9 protein-coding genes are annotated in these 19,494 nt (G+C 72.4%); 2 read left to right on the top strand and 7 right to left on the bottom strand.

Annotation, left to right across the window (positions count from 1 at the left end):
- Window positions 1–93: 93 nt before the first annotated feature.
- The 4 genes from G3A44_RS08205 to G3A44_RS08190 all read right to left on the bottom strand — a co-directional run bounded on the left by G3A44_RS08205 (window position 94) and on the right by G3A44_RS08190 (window position 7,769).
- The gene (locus tag G3A44_RS08205; RefSeq protein ID WP_163457025.1) at window positions 94–1,254 is read right to left on the bottom strand and encodes a sigma-70 family RNA polymerase sigma factor; all 1,161 of its coding nucleotides are present in this window, start codon (window positions 1,252–1,254) and stop codon (window positions 94–96) included.
- Window positions 1,255–1,390: 136 nt separating this feature from the next.
- Window positions 1,391–4,126: a PAS domain-containing hybrid sensor histidine kinase/response regulator gene (locus G3A44_RS08200; RefSeq protein ID WP_163457024.1), complete on the bottom strand. Its 2,736-nt coding sequence runs from the start codon at window positions 4,124–4,126 to the stop codon at window positions 1,391–1,393.
- Window positions 4,127–4,224: 98 nt separating this feature from the next.
- Complete coding sequence (locus tag G3A44_RS08195; protein ID WP_163457023.1) at window positions 4,225–6,912, bottom strand: hybrid sensor histidine kinase/response regulator; 2,688 nt, start codon at window positions 6,910–6,912, stop codon at window positions 4,225–4,227.
- Window positions 6,909–7,769, bottom strand: a complete 861-nt coding sequence (locus G3A44_RS08190; RefSeq protein ID WP_163457022.1) for a transporter substrate-binding domain-containing protein — start codon at window positions 7,767–7,769, stop codon at window positions 6,909–6,911. Before G3A44_RS08190 ends, G3A44_RS08195 begins: the two co-directional genes overlap by 4 nt.
- Window positions 7,770–8,017: 248 nt before the next feature.
- Between G3A44_RS08190 and G3A44_RS08185 the strand changes: the two genes are divergently transcribed.
- The gene (locus tag G3A44_RS08185; protein WP_163457021.1) at window positions 8,018–9,205 is read left to right on the top strand and encodes an acetyl-CoA C-acyltransferase family protein; all 1,188 of its coding nucleotides are present in this window, start codon (window positions 8,018–8,020) and stop codon (window positions 9,203–9,205) included.
- Between the two features lie 34 nt (window positions 9,206–9,239).
- Here the strand turns inward: G3A44_RS08185 and G3A44_RS08180 are convergent, their stop codons facing one another.
- Window positions 9,240–11,084: a tetratricopeptide repeat-containing diguanylate cyclase gene (locus G3A44_RS08180; protein WP_163457020.1), complete on the bottom strand. Its 1,845-nt coding sequence runs from the start codon at window positions 11,082–11,084 to the stop codon at window positions 9,240–9,242.
- Between the two features lie 173 nt (window positions 11,085–11,257).
- On the opposite strand from G3A44_RS08180, the gene G3A44_RS08175 reads away from it, so the two are divergent.
- On the top strand, window positions 11,258–12,736 hold the full coding sequence (locus G3A44_RS08175) for an AMP nucleosidase (RefSeq protein ID WP_163457019.1): 1,479 nt from the start codon (window positions 11,258–11,260) through the stop codon (window positions 12,734–12,736).
- 19 nt (window positions 12,737–12,755) lie between these two features.
- Here G3A44_RS08175 and G3A44_RS08170 read toward each other — a convergent pair whose 3' ends face one another.
- Both G3A44_RS08170 and uvrA read right to left on the bottom strand, forming a co-directional pair.
- Window positions 12,756–13,511, bottom strand: coding sequence for an acyl esterase (locus tag G3A44_RS08170; protein ID WP_163457018.1), 756 nt, complete (start codon window positions 13,509–13,511; stop codon window positions 12,756–12,758).
- Window positions 13,512–13,531: 20 nt separating this feature from the next.
- Entirely contained in the window at window positions 13,532–19,315 is a 5,784-nt protein-coding gene (gene uvrA / locus G3A44_RS08165; protein ID WP_163457017.1) for an excinuclease ABC subunit UvrA, read from the bottom strand.
- Between the last annotated feature and the right edge of the window lie 179 nt (window positions 19,316–19,494).

Here is a 19,494-nt window from a genome sequence, read left to right as displayed (position 1 = left end):
GAACGCCGGGCCTTGGGGCGGCGGAGCCCCCGCCGCTCGGAGGCGGTCCCGTGCGCAGTCCGCGATTGTCCCCCAGCCGTGGCGTCGGACCGCTCAACCCCAGCGTGTGCCCGCCCCCACCTGCAACACCTCGTCCTCGGGCTCGCCGACCCGGCCCATGCCGGGCGTCCAGTCGGGCGACTGCCCGGCGGGCACGGCGGGCACGGCGGTGGCCGGCACAGCGTCGGGCGTGGCCGGCCCGGCCGCGCGGCGGCGTGGCTTGGGCGTGACGCGCGCCGACCGGACCGGCGCAGCCGCGGCGCCGGATGGCAGCGCAGAGACCGTGGGCATGTCCGGCGCCTCCTGCGGGCCGGTGGCCGGCACGGGCGGGGCGTCCTCCGCCGGGCCGGTGCCCTTGAGCACCTTCTCCATGAGCGCGCTCCAGGCCGGTTGCCCGCCCTGGGCCAGTTGGGCTTCACGCTCGCGCATGAGCCGCTCGAAGGCCTCGCGGTCCTCCTGGCGCTGGCGGTCGGTGGCGCGCTTGCCAGGGGCAGGACCATGCCCGAAGTGGGAGGCCACGCGGCGCACCACGCCGTGGTAGATCTGGGACACCCGCGAGGGCGTCACCTTGAGCGAGCGGGCCACCTCCACCGGGGTCAGGCCCACACCCAGGTAGGCGTCGATGACCATGCGCTCGCGCTCGGGCAGCTCGGCGAAGAACTGCTCCAGCCGGCGCAGCACGATGCCCGTGTCCACCCGGGCCTCCACCTCCTCCTGCGGGGTGGCGGGATGGTGCAGGTGGCCGCCGTGCTCCGGGTCGTCGTCCTCCATGGTCACCTGGTGGCGGCCCATCTGGTCGGCCTGCAGCAGGGCGCTGATTTCCTCGGCCGTCATGCCGGTGGTGACGGCCAGCAGGCTGTAGCTGGGCTCGCGGCCATGGGTGGAGCGCAGCCGCTCGCGGGCGATCTGGATGACCTTGATCTTGCGGCGCTCGCCCCGGGTGAGGAAATCCATCTGCCGCAGCTCGTCGAGCATGGCGCCCTTGACCCGCATTCGGGCATAGCGCACAAAGGCTTCCTGCGCCTCTGGCGTGTCCCGGTCCCCCTCCCACTGGAAGGTCACGGCCGCCTGGGCCACCGCAATCAGGCCGACCTGGATGAGGTCAGCCCGCTCCACATTCGCCGGCAGATGACGAATCAGGGCCTGGGCCTGCTTGCGCACCCAGCTCTGGTTCTTGGCAATCAGCACCGACGGGACACCCTGCATCGAGATCATGCGGGCCAGTTTAGGGAGCCCCCCCTGCCCCAAAGCGCTGAGGAAACAGGCGAAAGCCCCGCCACATCGGCCCCTTGCGGGCCTTGACCCGGGCTCAACCCCCGTCGCTTCAGGGCCTTTCGCGGCGGCTCGGACTCTATCGGCCGGCCTTGGCAGGAGTTGAGTCCGCCGCCGGCGCGTCGGTGTCCTGCGCCCGGGTGCGGGCCAGGGTGAGCCAGTGCAGCAGCACCGCGTGCAGGCGCGCGGGCTCGATGGGTTTGGAGAGGTGGTCGTCCATGCCGGCGGCGGTGCAGGCCTGGCGGTCGTCGCTGAAGGCGCTGGCGGTCATGGCGATGATGGGCAGGTGGCGGCCTTGCGGCAGGGCGCGCAGCAGGCGGGTGGCTTCCAGCCCGTCCATGCGCGGCATCTGCACGTCCATCAGCACCAGGTCCCAGGACTCGCGGACCACGGCGGCCAGCGCCTGCTCGCCATCGGCCACCACCCCCACCTGCAGGCCCTGCAGTTCCAACAGGGCCCGGGCCACCTCCTGGTTGACGGGATGGTCCTCCACCAGCAGCACCCGGGCACCGCGGAAGAGCCGGCGCAACGCGCCCTCCTCCCAGTCCGCCCGCCCCGCGGGGGCCATGCCGCCTTCACGCCGCACGGCCCCCGCCGTCGGGGCGCCCGGGCGCAGGCGCACGGTAAACCAGAAGCAGCTCCCGCCGACGGCCGGCGTGCTCACACCGATCTCCCCGCCCATCAGCTCCACCAGGCGCCGCGAGATGGCCAGGCCCAGCCCGGTGCCGCCATGCACCCGGGTGGAGGACGCATCGGCCTGCTGGAAGGGCTGGAACAGTCGCTCACGCAAGGCCGCATCGATGCCGGGCCCGGTGTCCTGCACCTCAAAGCGCAGGCACAGCGCGCCGTCCGCGGCTGCCGGCAGCGGACGGGCCAGCAGGCTCACCCCGCCCCGGGCGGTGAACTTGACCGCATTGCCGAGCAGGTTGACCAGCACCTGCAGCAGTCGGGTGCCGTCACCGTGCAGGGCGTCGGGCACCGCATCAACGTCCACCGACAGGCGCAGGGCCTTGGCGCGCAGGCGCGGGGCCACCAGGTTGCAGGCCTGGGTGACCAGCAGGTCCAGCGAGAAGTCCTGCTCGCTGAGCTGCATGTGGCCGGACTCGATCTTGGAGAGGTCCAGCACGTCGTTGACGAGTTGCAGCAGGTGTTGCCCCGCCTGGTCCACCTTGGCCAGGCGCTCACCCTGCGGGCCGCTGCCCAGCTCGCGCAGCAGCAGGTGGGTCAGGCCCAGGATGGCGTTGAGCGGGGTGCGGATCTCATGGCTCATGTTGGCCAGGAAGGCAGACTTGGCGCGGTTGGCGCTGTCGGCCCGCTGCGCGGCGGCGGCCAGCGCCTGGTTGGCCGCCGCCAGCGCCTCGGTGCGCTGGGCCACCTGCTCCTCCAGCCGCTCTTGGTGGCGGCGCAGGTCGGCCTCCAGGGTGTGGCGCTCGGTGATGTCGTGGGACACGCCGAACAGGCCCACCACCGTGCCCTGGGCGTCACGCAGCGGCCCGCGCACCGACTGGAACAGGCGCAGGCCGGTGGGCAGGGCCAGCGCCTCCTCGAACACCATCGGATGGCCGGCCTGCAGCACCTGGGCGTCGCGCTCGCGCACCCCTGCGGCCTGGGCGGGCGGCAGGAAGAAGCCCGCTGGCTGGCCCAGCACCGCCTCGGCGGGCTCGCCGATGGTCGCGGCCGCCGCCCGGTTGATGAGCACGTAGCGGCCCGCCAAGTCCTTGGCGAAGATGGGGTCGGGCGAAGCGTCGGCGATGGACTCCAGCAGGCGCAGCACGCGCAGGCGCTCCTCCTCCTGCCGCTGGGCGGCGCGGCTCTGGCGCAACCACTGCCGCTGGCGGTACTGGACCAGTCCGGCGGCGGCCAGGCCCCACCCCACGCCCGCCAGCGCCAGGATCCAGGCGGCCTCGCGCGCGGCACGCCAGGCCAGCTCGCGCCGGTCGATCTTGGCTATCACCCGCCACTCGCTGTCGGGTACCGGCTGCATGGCACCAAAGACGGTCTGGCCGTGCCAGTCCTCGCCGGTCAGCACCCGCCCGGGTGCCACCTCGTTGCCAAAGAGCCGGGTGGTCAGCAGCTCCGGCCGGTCCACCGGCAGCGGCCCCCCCCCGGGCAGGTGGGCGGCCAGACGCCCCGGCGTCAGCGGCAGCAGCTGGTTCCACTGCTGGCGCACCAGCAGCACCTCGGCACTCTGGCTGGCAGTGGGCAAGGCGGTCAGCTCTGGCAGCAGGCTCTGGGCCGGGTGGGTGCGCAGCAGGAACAGGGCCCGTCCGCCGGGAAAGGGCACCAGCAGGTCCAGTCGCAGCGGCGGGTCGCCGTGGGAGGTGGGCACGATCTCGGTGCGGGCCAGGTCGCCACTGGCCAGGGCCTCGTGCAGTGCCTGCCGGGTGGCCGGCTCCAGCCGGGTGTCGGCGCCGGACTGGGCCAGCAGCGGCCGGCCCTCGGGGTCGAGCACCATGACCTCGTCAAGCTCCTGCACCCGGCGGAATTCGTTCAGACGCTCCAGCAGGTCGGCCCCGGCGGCCGCGTCGCCGGCCTGCCAGCGCAGGAAGTCGGCCTCCAGCCCCGGACTGCGGCCCAGCAGCCGCCCCATCCGCTCCAGGCGCAGCAGCCAACCGGCGGTGCGGGCGGCCTGCCAGCGGGCCACCGACTCCACCCGCTCGGCCTCCCGGGCCATGGACTGTTGCCCCTGGGTCCAGGCGGCCAGCCCCGCCACCCCCCCGATGACCAGGGTCACCAGCGCCAGCGGCCAGCGCAGCGAAGTGGGCGCAAAGCCGCGCGAAGGCGGCGTGGAGGACGGCGGCAGGGCAAGCGACATGGAGGATCGGCTGGCGTGGCGCCCAAGCCGGCGCCCTCAGGATCCCCGAGTGGAACGGTTGGGTAACAAGGCGTCAATGCGGGCTGCCCCGGCCGGGCTCAACCCTGCTGGCCCGCCAGGCGTCCGGGCAGCCAGCGCAGCAGGCAGCGGTAGAGCGCGGCGGGCTCCAGGGGCTTGCCCAGGTGGTCGTCCATGCCGGCTTCGCGGCAGGCCTGGCGGTCCTCGCCGAACACATTGGCGGTCATGGCGATGATGGGCAGGGCCACGCGGCCGGGCAGGCTGCGGATGGCACGGCTGGCCTGCAGGCCGTCCATGCCGGGCATCTGCATGTCCATGAGCACCAGGCGGTAGTCCTCCTCGGTGACCTGCCGCAGGGCGGCCGCCCCGTCGTCGGCCAGGTCCACCTGCAGGCCGGCGGCGCGCAGCAACTCGCCCACCACCTCCTGGTTGACGGGGTTGTCCTCGGCCACCAGAACCCGGGCCCCCTGGTGGCGGCCACGCAGTTCGGCCTCCAGCCCGGCCGCCTGCGGGCTCTCGCCCAGGGCGCGCTCCTCGGTGCCCAGCACCTGGATCAGGTGGTCGTGCAGCAAGGAAGGGGTGACCGGCTTGTGCATGAGGTCGGCAAAGCCGGCCTGCCGGGCGCGCTCGCGCAGGTCGGGCTGGTCGCTGGCGCTGACCAGCACGGCCGGCGGCAGGTCCCCCGCCAGGTGCGCCCGCAACGCCCGCAGGGTGTCAAAGCCGTCCTGCCCCGGCATGAGCCAGTCCAGCAGCAGCAGGTCGTGGGGATGGCCCTGGTCGCGGGCGCGCAGGGCCTGAGCCACGGCCTCGCCGCCACCGCTGGCCAGGTCCACCTGCAGGCCCAGCAGGCGCAGCATGTCGGCCATGGCGGCGCGGGCATCGGGCAGGTCGTCCACCAGCAGCACCGAGCGCCCCCGCAGCGCCGGCAGGCGCCGCAGGTCGGGCCCGCCGGCCCGACCCCGCTGCAGGGGGAGCTGCATCCAGAAGGTGCTGCCGACTCCGGGCTGGCTGTCCACGCCGAGGGTGCCGCCCATCAACGCCACCAGGCGCCGGGTGATGGCCAGGCCCAGGCCGGTGCCGCCGTAGCGCCGGGTGGTGCTGCCGTCGGCCTGCTCAAAGTCCTCAAACACCCGCGCGCGCTGCTCGTCGTTCATGCCGATGCCGGTGTCGCGCACCTCGACGCGCACCGTCAGCCCCCCCTGCGCGTCCTCGGCCAGCCGCTCGGCGCGCAGCACCACACTGCCCCCGTCGGTGAACTTGACGGCGTTGCTCAGGAGGTTGAGCAGGATCTGCGAGAGCCGGGTGGGGTCACCATGCAGGCGGTCGGGCATGTGGTCGGTGTCGAGCACCAGCTCCAGCCCCTTGGCATGGGCCCGCTCGGCCACCAGCGAGCAGGTGCGCGAGAGCAGCGCATCCAGCGAGAAGTCGGTGCACTCCAGCTGCAGCTTGCCCGCCTCAATCTTGGAGAGGTCGAGGATGTCGTTGAGCACCTGCAGCAGGTGGTGGCCGGCGTCCTGGATGCGGGCCAGGCGCTCTTGCTCCAGCGGGGCCTGCAGGCTGCGCTGCAGCAGGTAGGTCAGGCCAATGATGGCCGACAAGGGCGTGCGGATCTCGTGGCTCATGTTGGCCAGGAAGACGCTCTTGGCCTGGCTGGCCGCGCGGGCCTGCTGCAGGGCCTGGGCCAGTTCGGCGTTCAGGCGGCGCTGGTCCTGCTCCGCGCGGCGCAGGGCGGTGACGTCGGTGGCCAGCACCAGCACGCCCTGCACCTGGCCCTCCCGCCAGTCGGGGCAAAAGCGCACGGCGCTGTAGCGCAGCTCGCCATCGGCCTGGCGGTCCTCGCGCTCAAAGGCCTGGGGCTCGCCGCGCAGGGCGGCCTCCAGCAAGGGCTGGCGGGCCTGGGCCAGCGCCGGGCCCAGCAGGGTCTCCATGCCCTGGCCCAGCAGCTCGGCCGCCGGCCGGCCCGCCCACTCGCAGAAGGCGGCGTTGGCAAAGACGCAGCGCCCGGCGCGGTCCCAGTAGACCACCCGGCCGGGCAGACCCTCGGCCAGCTGGCGGGCAAAGCGCTCGGAGTCGGCACGCTCCTGCATGGCCCGGGACAGGGCCGCGGTGCGCTCGGCCACTTGGGCCTCCAGCTGGGCCTGGTGGCGCTGCAGATCGCCTGCGGTGCGCTGTCGGGCCCGCTCGGTCAGCAGCATGCCCGCGCAGACCAGGCCCAACAGCCCCAGGCTGAGGGCCAGCGCCCGCTGGAACTGTCCGGCCTGGCGCCGCTCCAACGCCCGGAGCTGCCCGGTCAGGCGGGCATCCACCTGGATGGCGGCCTGGTCCAGGGTGAAGAGGCCCAGGCGCAGGGCCACGCGCCCGGCGGGCGTCTCCCGGGCCTCGGCCGGGGCGTGGATCAGGGCGCCAAACTGGTCCAACTCCCGCTCCAGGCCGGTGAACTCGGGCCCCAGGTCGGCGGCCCGCCCTGCAGCCAGGCTGCCGCGCAGGGCCAGCAGGGCCTGGCGCAGCAGGGCCTGGCCCTGTTCGGCACGCCAGGGCGCCTCCGGGCGGTCGGACAGGGACAGGTGCAGGAAGCCGCTGGCCAGGTCCAGCCGCGCCTGGCGCAGCTCGCGCACGGGCTGCACCGCCTCCTGCCAAGCTTGGCGCTGGCCGGCGTGCAGCCAGGCCAGCAGGCCCACCACCAGCACCGCAGCCAGCAGCGTGAGCAGGCTCCAGCGGGGCAGGTCCTGCAGCCAGGCTCGCCAACGGGGGCGCGCGCCGGCGGTCATGCCGGGGCTCCCGCCGGCGGCGGCAGGTCTTCTGCCCCCAGGCTGTGACGCTGCAGCCAGTCGCGGTAGGCGGCGGTGCCGGACAGGCCGGCCTGCGCCGCGTCCCAAGCCGTCTGCAGCCCCACCTGGCCGGGCGGGAACTGGAAGGCGACCCAGCCGGTGGGGGGCGACTGGTCGGCCACCGCCCGCAGGGGCAGCAGGCGCCAGCCCTCAGGCCGCCCGGAGGCCAGCACGGTGAGCGAAGGCAGGGACAGCAGCAGCGCCTCCGCCTGCCCCGCCTCCACCGCCGCCGCGCCGGCCTGGGCGTCGGGCACGGTGAGCAGGCGCTCAGGCGCAGTGCCGCGCTGCAACAGCCAGCTGGCCTCCACCGACCCCGCCAGTACCGCCACCCGGCCCCCCGGCACGGCCAATAGCGCCGGCAGGTCGCGCACCAGGGCATGGCGATCGGCCCGCAACAGCAAGGCACTGCGCACCCGCAGCACCGGCGCGGAGCACAGCACCTGCCGCCTGCGCGCCGGGGTGATGAAGAGTCCGGCGGCGATCACGTCGAACCGGCCGTCCAGCAGGTCCGGGATGAGCCGGGCCAAATCGGTCTGCACCCAGTCCAGCCGGGGCACGGCCAGGGCCTGCGCCACCAGCTGGGCCAGCTCGGGCATCAGGCCGCCGACCCGCCCCTGCGCGTCCACGTCCACGTACGGCGGCTCCACCGCATAGCCCAGCCGCAAACCGCCGGGCTGGCGTGCGCGCCGCAGCAGGGCCTGCGCCTGCCACCGGTGCCAGCCCCAGGCGCCGACGCCAACGCCGGCGCCCAGGCCCACCAGACCGGTGGCGGTGATCCATGCGGTGCGACGCTTCATGGGCGCGGTGTCTCCCTGTTCGGCGCCGCCTGGCGGCGCGCTGACCCCGGGCGTTGCGGCGGCGCCGCAGCAGCGGTCGCCTGGGCGACCGACCGCCCCGGAAGGCGAAGCGACGATTCTGCGCCCGCAACACCGGCCCGGACAATGCGGCCGACCCCGATCTGCAGGACCCGGCGCAGGCCCCGGTGTCAGCGGGTCGCAAACCAGGGCGCCTACGCTGTGCATCCCCCCAACTGGAGTGAGACCCCATGAGCAACACCCGTGACGTCTTCGTGGTCGGCGCTGCCCGCACCGCCATCGGCACCTATGGCGGCAGCCTGAAGGACGTGCCCCTGGCCGACATCGCCACCCTGGCGGTCAAGACCGCCGTCGAGCGCTCCGGCGTGGGCGCCGAGCACGTGGGCCACCTGGCCATGGGCACCGTGGTGACCACCGAGCCGCGCGACGCCTACCTCAGCCGTGTGGCGGCGGTGAACGCCGGCATCCCCAAGGAGACGCCGGCCTTCAACGTCAACCGCCTGTGCGGTTCGGGCCTGCAGGCCATCGTGTCGGCCAGCCAGTCCATCCTGCTGGGCGACTGTGACATCGCCGTGGGCGCTGGCGCCGAGAACATGAGCCGTGGCGCCTACCTGCTGCCGCAGGCCCGCTGGGGTGCGCGCATGGGCGACGCGCAGATGCTGGACTTTGTGGTCGGCGCGCTGCACGACCCGTTCCACAAGATCCACATGGGTGTGACGGCTGAAAACGTGGCCGAGCAGTTCGGCATCAGCCGCGAGCAGATGGACGCCCTGGCCGCCGAGAGCCACCGCCGCGCCGCCGCGGCCATCGCCGCCGGCTACTTCAAGGACCAGATCGTCCCGGTGGTGACGGCCGGCAAGAAGGGCGACATCGTCTTCGACACCGACGAGCATGTGAAGGCCGGCACCACGGTGGAGACCCTGGCCAAGATGCGCGCCGCCTTCAAGAAGGACGGCACGGTCACTGCCGGCAATGCCTCGGGCATCAACGACGGCGCCGGCGCCGTGGTGCTGGCCAGCGGCGAGGCGGTCCAGGCCCGCGGCCTCAAGCCCCTGGCCCGCCTGGTGGCCTACGCCCACGCCGGCGTCGAGCCCACCATCATGGGCATCGGCCCGGTGCCGGCCACCCGCCTGGCGCTGAAGAAGGCTGGCCTGGGCGTGCAGGACCTGGACGTGATCGAGTCCAACGAGGCCTTCGCCGCCCAGGCATGCGCGGTGGTCAAGTCCCTGGAGCTGGACCCGGCCAAGGTCAACCCCAATGGCTCGGGCATCTCGCTGGGCCACCCCATCGGCGCCACCGGCGCCATCATCACCACCAAGGCCCTCTATGAGCTGCAGCGCACCGGCGGCCGCTATGCGCTGGTGACGATGTGCATCGGCGGCGGCCAGGGCATCGCGGCGATCTTCGAGCGCTGCTGACCGCACGGCCGCGGCCCCGCCGCGGCCGGCGCCCTCACTCGGCCGGCAGCACGCAGACGCGGTTGCGGCCGGTCGCCTTGGCCTGGTAGAGGGCCTGGTCGGCGCGCCGCACCAGGTCGGCCGCCACCGGGTCCTGGGCATCGCCGCTCACGCCGATGCTGGCGGTCACCCGGCTGAGGGACGGATGCAGGTCGGTGAAGTCCAGCGCGGCAATGCGCTGGCGCAGCTTCTCGCACAGCACGTGGGCGCCACTGAGCGGCGTCTCCACCAGCACCACCATGAACTCCTCGCCCCCGTAGCGGCCCACGATGTCGCCGGAGCGGCAGGCGTCGCGCAGCAACAGGCCCACCCGGCGCAGCACCTCGTCGCCCACCGGGTGGGAACAGCGGTCGTTGATGCGCTTGAAGTGGTCCAGGTCCACCATGGCCACCGCCAGCGGGTGGCGGTAGCGGCGCGCCCGCTCACGCTCGCGGGTGAGCTGGGCATCCAGCCAGCGGCGGTTGGCCAGGCCGGTCAGCCCGTCCTCGCGGGAGAGCTGGCGCAGCAGCTCGGACTGGCGCTCCAGCTGTTCCAGCAGGGCCTGCTTTTGGCGCTCGGCCTCCCGGGCGGCATGGAGCTCGGAGCCCAGCTGACGCGCCTGCTCGCGCGCGGTCTCGGCATCGCGGCGCACCCGCTCCAGGTCGGCCTGTTGCAGCAACTGGCGGATGCGGCGCTGGTTGTCCTGGTCCAGCAGGCGTTGGCGGCAGGCGTCCCAGGCCTTGTAGTGGTGCAGGGCCTCGCGCCACTGTTGCTGGGCTTCCAGCAGGGTGGACAGCAGCTCGTGCAGCGGTGCCGCCAAGCGGTCGGCCCCCTGCACCGAGGGGGTCTGCAGCGCCGCCGCCAGCAGGGTGACAGCCGCCTGCGGCTCGCCCTGCAGCCAGCGGTTGCGGCCCAGCGCCAGCAGCACCTCGGCCTCCAGCGCCGGCTCGTCCAGGCGCCGGGCCACGGCCAGCGCCTCCACCAGCAACTGCGCGGCGGCCAGCACCTCGCCAGCGGTCTGCCGCCAGCGGCCCTGGGCCAGCAACACCCGGGCATTGAGCGCCGCCTGCCCCAGCGTGCCAGCCAGCTGCCGGGCCTCGACCAGCAGGACCTGGGCGGCCTCGAAGCTGGCGCTGCCCGGTCGGCCCAGCAGCTCGGCATGGGCCAGCAGCGCCTCCACCCGGGCCGCCGGCGCCACGGCCGGGGTCAGCAAGGCCAAGGCCCGCCGGTGGTGGTCTTCGCCCAGGGGCAACTCGCCCAGCTCGGCCAGCACCAGGCCAATGTGGCTGTGGGCCTGCCCCTGCAGCACGGGCTCGGCCGCGCGCAGGGCCAGGTCCAGCGCCTGATGCAGCCACTCCAGGGCATCGGCCAGGCGGCCCATGTCGCGCAGCACCGCGCCCAGACGGATCAAGGCATCGGCCTGCCCGCCCAGATCACCCAGCTCCTGGCGCAGCGCCAGGCCGCGCCGGCCGTGGGCCAGGGCGGCCGCCTGCTCACCCCGGCGAGCCTGGTCGCAGGCCAGGGCCAGCAGGGCCTCGGCCTGCGCCCGCCGGTCACCCAGTCCTTCAAAAAGGCTGAGCGCCTGCAGCATCAGGGCCGAGGGCGTGGCGTCCGCCAGCCCGCCGGGGGGCAGGCACTGCCCCGCCTGCAGCAGGCTCCAGGCCAGTCCACCCTGGTAGTCCAGGCGCAAGGCGATCTCACCGGCCTGGCGGCACAGCGCCAGGGCCTGCTGCGGGTCGGTGGCGCGCAAGGCGCGGGCCTGGGCCAGGCATTCGTCCACCCGGGCGGGGGTCTCGCCCTGGCGCCCCCCGTCGAGCAGGCCGCCCCCCGTGGGCAGGGCGCCCCCGGGAGGGCCCGCCAAGGGGCCGGGCTCCTGTGCCAGCAAGGCGGTCAATAGATCGGGCGGGCACATGGTGGGGTATGGACAACTGGAAGGGATGTTATGCCCAGCACCGCCACCGCGGCCAGCTTTTCTGTGCGTTTACGTCCCCCGGAAACGCTCGGGGTGACCGGCGGCGCCCCCACAATCGGCCGATGCAACAAGCCCCCTTCCTCCCCCGCGAGCGCTTCACCGATGCGCAGGCCGCCCTGGACCGGGTGCGGCAGATCTACCAGCTGCAGACCCAGCACCTGCGCGAGCGGCTGCAGGCCTACGTGAGCGGCCAGCTGGGGCCGGGCCGGGTGCGTGCCTGCTACCCCAGCGTGCGGGTGCAGACCGAGACCGTGACCTTGACGGACACCCGGCTGTCCTTCGGTTTTGTGGCGGGCCCCGGCACCTACGAGACCACCCTCACCCGACCGGACCTGTTCGACAGCTACTACCGCGAGCAGTTCGAGCTGCTGCTCAAGAACCATGGCGTGGCGCTGGAGGTCGGCATCGGCCACCAGCCCATCCCGGTGCACTTTTCGCTGGCCGAAGGCGACCACATCGAAGGCTCCCTCACCGCCGAGCAGCGCCTGCGCCTGCGTGACCATTTCGACCTGCCCGACCTGGCGGCCATGGACGATGGCATTGCCAACGGCACCTACGAGCCTGGCCCGCGTGACCCGCAGCCGCTGGCGCTGTTCACCGCGCCACGGGTGGACTATTCGCTGCACCGCCTGCGCCACTACACCGGCACGGTGCCCGAGCACTTCCAGAACTTTGTGCTGTTCACCAACTACCAGTTCTACATCGACGAGTTCATCGCCCTGGGCCACCGTCTGATGGCCGACCCGGACAGCGGCTACGAGTGCTTTGTGGAGCCTGGCAACGTGGTCACACCACGCGTGGGCAGCCCCCTGGCCGCCGGCGGCAGCGCGCCGCCGCGCCTGCCGCAGATGCCGGCCTACCACCTGGTGCGCCCCGGCCACGCCGGCATCACCATGGTCAACATCGGGGTGGGCCCGGCCAACGCCAAGAACATCACCGACCACATTGCCGTGCTGCGCCCGCACGCCTGGTTGATGCTGGGCCATTGCGCCGGCCTGCGCAACAGCCAGCAGCTGGGCGACTATGTGCTGGCCCATGGCTATGTGCGCGAGGACCATGTGCTGGACGAGGAACTGCCCCTGTGGGTGCCCATCCCGCCCCTGGCGGAGGTGCAATTGGCACTGGAGCAGGCCGTGGCCGAGGTCACCCAGCTCAGCGGCTACGAGCTCAAGAAGATCCTGCGCACCGGTACCGTGGCCAGCACCGACAACCGCAACTGGGAGCTGCTGCCGCAGAGCCGCGACGGCGGCCCTGAACGCCGCTTCAGCCAGAGCCGGGCCATCGCCCTGGACATGGAGAGCGCCACCATCGCCGCCAATGGCTTCCGCTTCCGCGTGCCCTACGGCACCCTGCTGTGCGTGAGCGACAAGCCCCTGCACGGCGAGATCAAGCTGCCCGGCATGGCCAACCACTTCTACCGCGAGCGGGTGGACCAGCACCTGCGCATCGGCATCCGCGCCGTGGAGCTGCTGGGCCAGGGCGGCCACGGCCAGCTGCACAGCCGCAAGCTGCGCGGCTTTGCCGAGGTGGCGTTCCAATGAGGGCCTGCCGGGCGCCGGCTCAGGCCGGACGCCCGGTGGCCGGGCGCAGCCGGCGCCAGCGGCGCGCCTGGGCCCGCGGCCCCGCCAGCCAGCGCCGCAGCCACCGGTGGGGCGACAGGTACATCTGCGTGCAGGTGGTGTAGACACACTGGGGCGGCAGCAACCGGCACCACTTGTCCACAAAGCGCTCACGCTCCACCCAGAAATCGGGCGACAGGCGCCCACCGCTCTTGTGGTGCAGGTGGAAGTCGATCACATGCGCTGTGCGCCCCAGCACCCGGGCCACCAGGCAGATGTCGGTGCCGTAGAGGTGGAAGCCCTGGAGGTCGTGGCTGAAACCCAGGTTGGCCGCGCGGCGCAGCACCAGAAAGTTCTCGTCCAGGCTCTGCACCTGCGCCGGCAGCGTGCCCAGTGAGCGGTCGGCCCCATGCGGATCGCTCATGCGCAGGGCAATCCGCCCGTCGGCCAGGGCCCCCGCGTTGCCGCACACGCCCCAGGCCGGCGCTGCCGCGGTCAGCGCCGCCAGCGCGGCGTCCAGCTCGGCACGGCCGTCGGCATGCAACAGCACGTCCTGATGGCAAAGCACCAAGTACTCCCCGCGGGACTGGCTGATCAGGTGGTTCAGCCCGTCGTAGGCGGTGCGGGTGTTGCCCGCGCTGTTGTCCACCTGCAGGTACTCGCAGTCCGGCCCGGCAAAGCCTCGGGCCTCGAAAGACTGCCGCATCTCCGCGTATTCCTGCGGCCGGGTGACCAGGGTGCAGATCGAGTACTTCATGGGACGGGCATTGTGGCGGCTCACCGCCCCAACACCGGCGCCAGCGCCACGCCGGTGTGGGTGCCGGCGGCCACCACCTGCTCGGGCGTGCCCACGCAGGCCAGGCGGCCACCGCCGGTGCCGCCGTCGGGCCCCAGGTCGATCACCCAGTCGGCTTCGGCGATGACGTCGAGGTCGTGCTCGATGACCACCACGCTGTGGCCGGCGTCCACCAGGCGGTGCAGCACGCGGATGAGCTTGCCGACGTCGGCCATGTGCAGGCCCACGGTGGGCTCGTCCAGCACGTAGAGGGTGTGCGGGGCCTTCTGGCCACGGCGGCCCACGTCGTCGCGCACCTTGGTGAGTTCGGTGACGAGTTTGATGCGCTGGGCCTCGCCGCCGCTCAGGGTGGGGCTGGGCTGGCCCAGGGTGAGGTAGCCCAGGCCCACGTCCTGCAGCAGCTTCAGCGGGTGGGCGATGCTGGGCATGCTGGCGAAGAAGTCCACCGCCTCGTCCACCGCCATGTCCAGCACCTCGCCGATGCTCTTGCCGCGCCAGGTGGCCGAGAGGGTTTCGCTGTTGAAACGCTGGCCGTGGCACACGTCGCAGGGCACCTTCACGTCGGGCAGGAAGCTCATCTCGATGGTGCGCAGGCCCTGGCCTTCGCAGGCATGGCAGCGGCCCGGGCCGGTGTTGAAGGAAAAGCGCGCGGCCGTGTAACCACGGGCCTTGGCCTCCAGCGTCTCGGCAAAGAGCTTGCGGATGGCGTCCCAGAAGCCGATGTAGGTGGCGGGGCAGGAGCGCGGGGTCTTGCCGATGGGGGTCTGGTCCACCTCCAGCACGCGGTCCACGGCGCTCCAGCCGGTCAGGGTGCGGCAGCCCAGCAGGGGCTGGCTGGCCAGCACCTCGGCCTCGCCCTTGCGCTGCTTGCCCTGGCCTTGGGCGGCCACCAGCGCGGCCACGTTGGCCAGCAGCACGTCGCGCGCCAAGGTGCTCTTGCCGGAGCCGGAGACACCGGTCACCGCCACCAAGCGGGCCAGCGGCACGTCCACATCCACCTGCTGCAGGTTGTGCAGGGCGGCGCCGCGCAGCTGCAGGGCCGGGCCGTCGGCCGCGAGGGCACGGCGCGGCTGCAGCGGGTGCCGCATGGGCTGGGCCAGGCACTGGCCGGTGAGCGAGCCTTCGGCAGCCTGGATCTGCGCCGGCGTGCCTTGGGCCACCAGCTGGCCGCCCCGGCGGCCGGCGCCGGGGCCGATGTCGATCACATGGTCGGCGCGGCGGATGGTGTCCTCGTCATGCTCCACCACCACCAGGGTGTTGCCGCTGGCGCCCAGCTTTTCCAGCGCGCCCAGCAGGATGCCGTTGTCGCGCGGGTGCAGGCCGATGGTGGGCTCGTCCAGCACGTAGCACACGCCCTGCAGGTGGCTGCCCAGCTGGGCGGCCAGGCGGATGCGCTGGGCCTCGCCGCCGCTCAGGGTGGGGGCGGCGCGGTCCAGCGTCAGGTAGCCCAGGCCCACCTCCTCCAGAAACTGCAGGCGGCTCTTGATCTCGGTGATCACGTCGCGGGCGATGCCGGTTTCGCGGTCTGACAGCTCGCCGGCGTTCTCCAGCGTCTCCACCCAGCGGCGGGTGTCGGCCACGCTCCACTGCGCCACTTCGTGGATGCCGTGCTGGGCAAAGCGCACCTGGCGGGCCTGGGGGTTGAGGCGGGCGCCGTGGCACTCGGGGCAGGGTTCCTGCGTGAGGCCTTCGACCTCGGGCTCTTCGGCGGCAAAGCTCTGTTCGCGGCCCTTGTTCTCGTCGTCCTTGACGCTGTCGTCCAGGGCCTTGCGCTGCTCGCGGCTCAGGGCCAGGCCGGTGCCCACGCAACCGGTGCACCAGCCGTGCTTGCTGTTGTAGCTGAACAGGCGCGGGTCCAGCTCGGGGTAGCTGGTGCCGCATTGCGGGCAGGCGCGGCGGGTGGAGAAGACCTTGATGCTGCCGATGCCCAGCGTGGGCTCGCCGTTCTCCAGCCGCTCGGCCAGGCCGTCCAGCGGGGCCAGCAGGTGCAGCACGCCCTTGCCGGCGTCCAGCGCCTCGGTCAGCAGGCGGCGCAGCTCGGCCTCGTTCTCCGGCTTGACGATCAGGTCGCCCACCGGCAGCTCCAGGGTGTGCTCCTTGAAGCGGTCCAGCTTGGGCCAGCCCTCGGTGGGCAGGAACTCGCCGTCCACCCGCAGGTGGCTGTGGCCCCGGTTGCGGGCCCATTTGGCCAGGTCGTTGTAGATGCCCTTGCGCGCCACCACCAAGGGGGCGAGCAGGCCGATGTGCTGGCCTTTGTGGTCGCGCAGGATCTGCGCCAGGATGCTCTCGGCGCTTTGCGGCTTGACCGGGGCGCCGTCGTGCACGCAGTGCTGGGTGCCCAGCTTGACCCACAGCAGGCGCAGGAAGTGCCAGACCTCGGTGGTGGTGGCCACGGTGCTCTTGCGGCCGCCGCGCGAGAGGCGCTGCTCAATGGCCACGGTGGGCGGAATGCCCCAGACCGCGTCCACCTCGGGCCGGCCGGCGGGCTGCACGATGGAGCGGGCGTAGGCGTTCAGGCTCTCCAGGTAGCGGCGCTGGCCTTCGTTGAACAGGATGTCAAAGGCCAGGGTGCTCTTGCCCGAGCCGGAGACGCCCGTGACCACGGTGAACTTGCCGCGTGGGATGTCCACGTTCAGGCTCTTCAAGTTGTGCTCGCGGGCATTGACGATGCGGATGGCCTCGTCATGGGTCAAGTTCTCGATGCGGATGGCCTCGTCCGCCGCGGCGCGTTGCTGGCGCACCCGTGTGGCCAGGTAGCTGCCGGCCGCCTCTTCGGCCACCAGGGCCGGGGACTTCCCTTTGGCCTTGCCCACAGACTTGTCCACAGCCTTCTTGGCTGCCGCCTGCCCGGGCAGCACGATGGCCCCCTCGTAGTCGGCCAGGGCGCGGCCGGTGTGGGAGGTGGGATGGGCGCGCAGTTCTTCCGGCGTGCCCTGGGCCACCACGGCGCCGCCGGCGTCACCCCCTTCGGGGCCCAGGTCAATGAGCCAGTCGGCCGAGCGGATGACGTCCAGGTTGTGCTCGATCACCAGCAGCGAGTGGCCGGCCTCCAGCAGCTTGCGCAGGGCGCGCATGAGCTTGGCGATGTCGTCAAAGTGCAGGCCGGTGGTGGGCTCGTCAAAGATGAACAGCGTGCCCTTTTTGGCCACGGCCTGGCGTGGCTGGCCGGCGGCCTCGGCCAAAAAGCCGGCCAGCTTCAGGCGCTGGGCCTCACCGCCGGAGAGGGTGGGCACCGGCTGACCCAGGCGCACGTAATCGAGGCCCACGTCCACGATGGGCTGCAGGCTGCGCAGCACCTCACGGTCTTTAGCGAAGGCTTGCACGGCCTCGCTCACCGTCAGCTCCAGCACATCGCTCACGGAGAGCTGGCGGCCGACGCGCTCGATCTTCACGTCCAGGATCTCGGCGCGGTAGCGGCGGCCGTCGCAGTCGGGGCAGCGCAGGTACACGTCGGAGAGGAACTGCATCTCCACATGCTCAAAGCCCGAGCCACCGCAGCTGGGGCAGCGCCCGTCGCCGGCGTTGAAGCTGAACATGCCGGCGGCGTAGCCGCGCTCCTGCGCCAGCGTCGCGTTGGCGAAGAGCTTGCGGATCTCGTCAAACGCGCCCACGTAGCTGGCCGGGTTGGAGCGCGCCGTCTTGCCGATGGGCGACTGGTCCACAAAGGCCACGTCGGCCAGCCAGTCAGCGCCCAGCAGGCGGTCGTGGGCGCCGGGGGCCTCGGTGGTCTTGCCAAAGTGGCGGTAGAGCGCGGGCACCAGCACGTCCTGCACCAAGGTGCTCTTGCCCGAGCCGGACACGCCGGTTACCACCGTCAGGCGCTGCAGCGGGAACTCCACCGTCAGGTTCTTCAGGTTGTTCTGGCGCGCGCCTTCCAGGATGAGCCGGGGCGTGCTCGCGTCCACAAAGCGCTTGAAGCCCATGCCCACGCTCTTGCGGCCGCCCAGGTAGGCGCCGGTCAGGGTGTCGGCCTCGCGGGCGGCCGCCGGCGGGCCGTCAAACACGATCTGGCCGCCCTTCTCGCCCGGGCCGGGGCCCATGTCGATCAGGCGATCGGCGGCCAGCATCACGGCCGGGTCGTGCTCCACCACCACCAGGGTGTTGCCGGCGTCGCGCAGGCGCAGCATGGCCTGGTTGATGCGGTCCATGTCGCGCGGGTGCAGGCCGATGCTGGGCTCGTCCAGCACGAACAGCGTGTTCACCAGGCTGGTGCCCAGCGCGGTGGTCAGGTTGATACGCTGCACCTCGCCGCCGCTGAGGGTGCGGCTCTGGCGGTCCAGCGTCAGGTAGCCCAGGCCCACGTCGCACAGGTACTTCAGGCGGTGCTGCACTTCTTCGAGCAGCAGCTTGAAGGCTTCATCACGCAGGTGGTCGGGCAGGCTCAGCTCGGCAAAGAAGCGGCGCAGGCGCTCGATGGGCAGCTGCATCAGGTCGTGCAGCGACAGGCCCGGCAGCGCCTCCAGCTGGGCGCGGCTCCAGTCCACGCCCTGGGGCAGGAAGCGCTGCGCGGGCGGCAGCACCGCGTCGGCATTGGCCTGGCTGCCCAGGCGCCACTGCAGCGCCTCGGTCTTGAGCCGCGCGCCGCGGCAGGATGGGCATTCGGTGTAGCTGCGGTACTTGGACAAGAGCACGCGGATGTGCATCTTGTAGGCCTTGCTCTCCAGGTACTCGAAGAAACGGCGCACGCCGTACCACTGCTTGTTCCAGTTGCCACTCCAGTGGGGTGAGCCCTCCAGCACCCAGTGGCGGTGCTCGGCGCTCAGCTGGCTCCAGGCGGTGTCACGCGGGATGCCGGCCTCGCCGGCGTACTTGATCAGGTCGTCCTGGCATTCTTTCCAGGCCGGGGTCTGCAGTGGCTTGATGGCGCCGTTGCGCAGGGTCTTGCGCTCGTCCGGGATCACCAGGCCGAAGTCCACCCCGATCACCCGGCCAAAGCCGCGGCAGGTCTCGCAGGCGCCGTAGGCGGAGTTGAAGCTGAACAACGCCGGCTGCGGCTCGCCGTAGCGCAGGTCGCTCTCGGGGCAGTGCAGGCCGGTGGAGTAGCGCCACAGCAGCGGCTCGCCGGCCTCTTGCAGGGCATAGACCGTCATGCGGCCGCCGCCGCGCTTGAGCGACAGCTCAATGGCCTCCATCAGCCGTGCGCGCTCGGCGCCGCCCAGGCGGAAACGGTCAGCCACCACGTCCAGCAGCTTCTTGCCTTCGTGCTCGCGCTCGGCCTGCACCCGCGAGAAACCGCTGGCCTCCAGCCACTGCGCCAGCTGCTCGGGCGTGGTGTTGGCCGGCAATTCCACCGGGAAGGTGAGGACCAGGCGCGGGTCCCCCACGGCCTCGGCACGGGCCCGCAGATCGTCGGCAATGGTGTCGGGCGTGTCGTGGCGCACCGGCAGTGCGGTCTGCCGGTCAAACAGCTGGGCGGCGCGGGCGTAGAGCAGCTTGAGGTGGTCGTTCAGCTCCGTCATCGTCCCCACGGTGGAGCGGCTGGTGCGCACCGGGTTGGTCTGGTCGATGGCGATGGCCGGCGGCACGCCGTCCACCTGATCCACCGCCGGCCGGTCCATGCGGTCCAGGAACTGCCGGGCGTAGGCGCTGAAGGTCTCCACGTAGCGCCGCTGGCCTTCGGCATACAGCGTGTCAAACACCAGGCTGGACTTGCCCGAGCCGCTGGGCCCGGTGACCACCGTCAGCTCGCCGGTGCGAAGGTCCAGGTCGAGGTTCTTGAGGTTGTGCTGGCGGGCGCCGCGGATGTGGATGAGGCCGGAGGACATGGCGTGCGTGTCTCTGCTGGGGGTGGAGCGCGGGGGAACCGGCTATGTTGGCACGGCGGGCCCGCCCCCGGGGCGGCACCGGCCGGCAAGCCCCGCCCGGCACTCAGGGTTGCCCCCATCCGCGTCAACGCGGACGCCGGCGCGGGCTGCGCTGGCCAGAATGGGTCCGTCCCATCCTT

The sequence above is a fragment of the Ideonella livida genome (assembly GCF_010499455.1).
Taxonomy (GTDB): Bacteria; Pseudomonadota; Gammaproteobacteria; order Burkholderiales; family Burkholderiaceae_C; genus Ideonella; species Ideonella livida.
This window is presented reverse-complemented; position numbering and strand designations above follow the sequence as displayed.

What these genes read in the sequence shown, in the direction of transcription:
- G3A44_RS08205 (WP_163457025.1), bottom strand. Translation starts at nt 1,254, where the DNA reads ATGATCTCGATGCAGGGTGTCCCGTCGGTGCTGATTGCCAAGAACCAG.
- uvrA (WP_163457017.1), bottom strand. Translation starts at nt 19,315, where the DNA reads ATGTCCTCCGGCCTCATCCACATCCGCGGCGCCCGCCAGCACAACCTC.
- G3A44_RS08185 (WP_163457021.1), top strand. Translation starts at nt 8,018, where the DNA reads ATGAGCAACACCCGTGACGTCTTCGTGGTCGGCGCTGCCCGCACCGCC.
- G3A44_RS08195 (WP_163457023.1), bottom strand. Translation starts at nt 6,912, where the DNA reads ATGACCGCCGGCGCGCGCCCCCGTTGGCGAGCCTGGCTGCAGGACCTG.
- G3A44_RS08200 (WP_163457024.1), bottom strand. Translation starts at nt 4,126, where the DNA reads ATGTCGCTTGCCCTGCCGCCGTCCTCCACGCCGCCTTCGCGCGGCTTT.
- G3A44_RS08175 (WP_163457019.1), top strand. Translation starts at nt 11,258, where the DNA reads ATGCAACAAGCCCCCTTCCTCCCCCGCGAGCGCTTCACCGATGCGCAG.
- G3A44_RS08190 (WP_163457022.1), bottom strand. Translation starts at nt 7,769, where the DNA reads ATGAAGCGTCGCACCGCATGGATCACCGCCACCGGTCTGGTGGGCCTG.
- G3A44_RS08170 (WP_163457018.1), bottom strand. Translation starts at nt 13,511, where the DNA reads ATGAAGTACTCGATCTGCACCCTGGTCACCCGGCCGCAGGAATACGCG.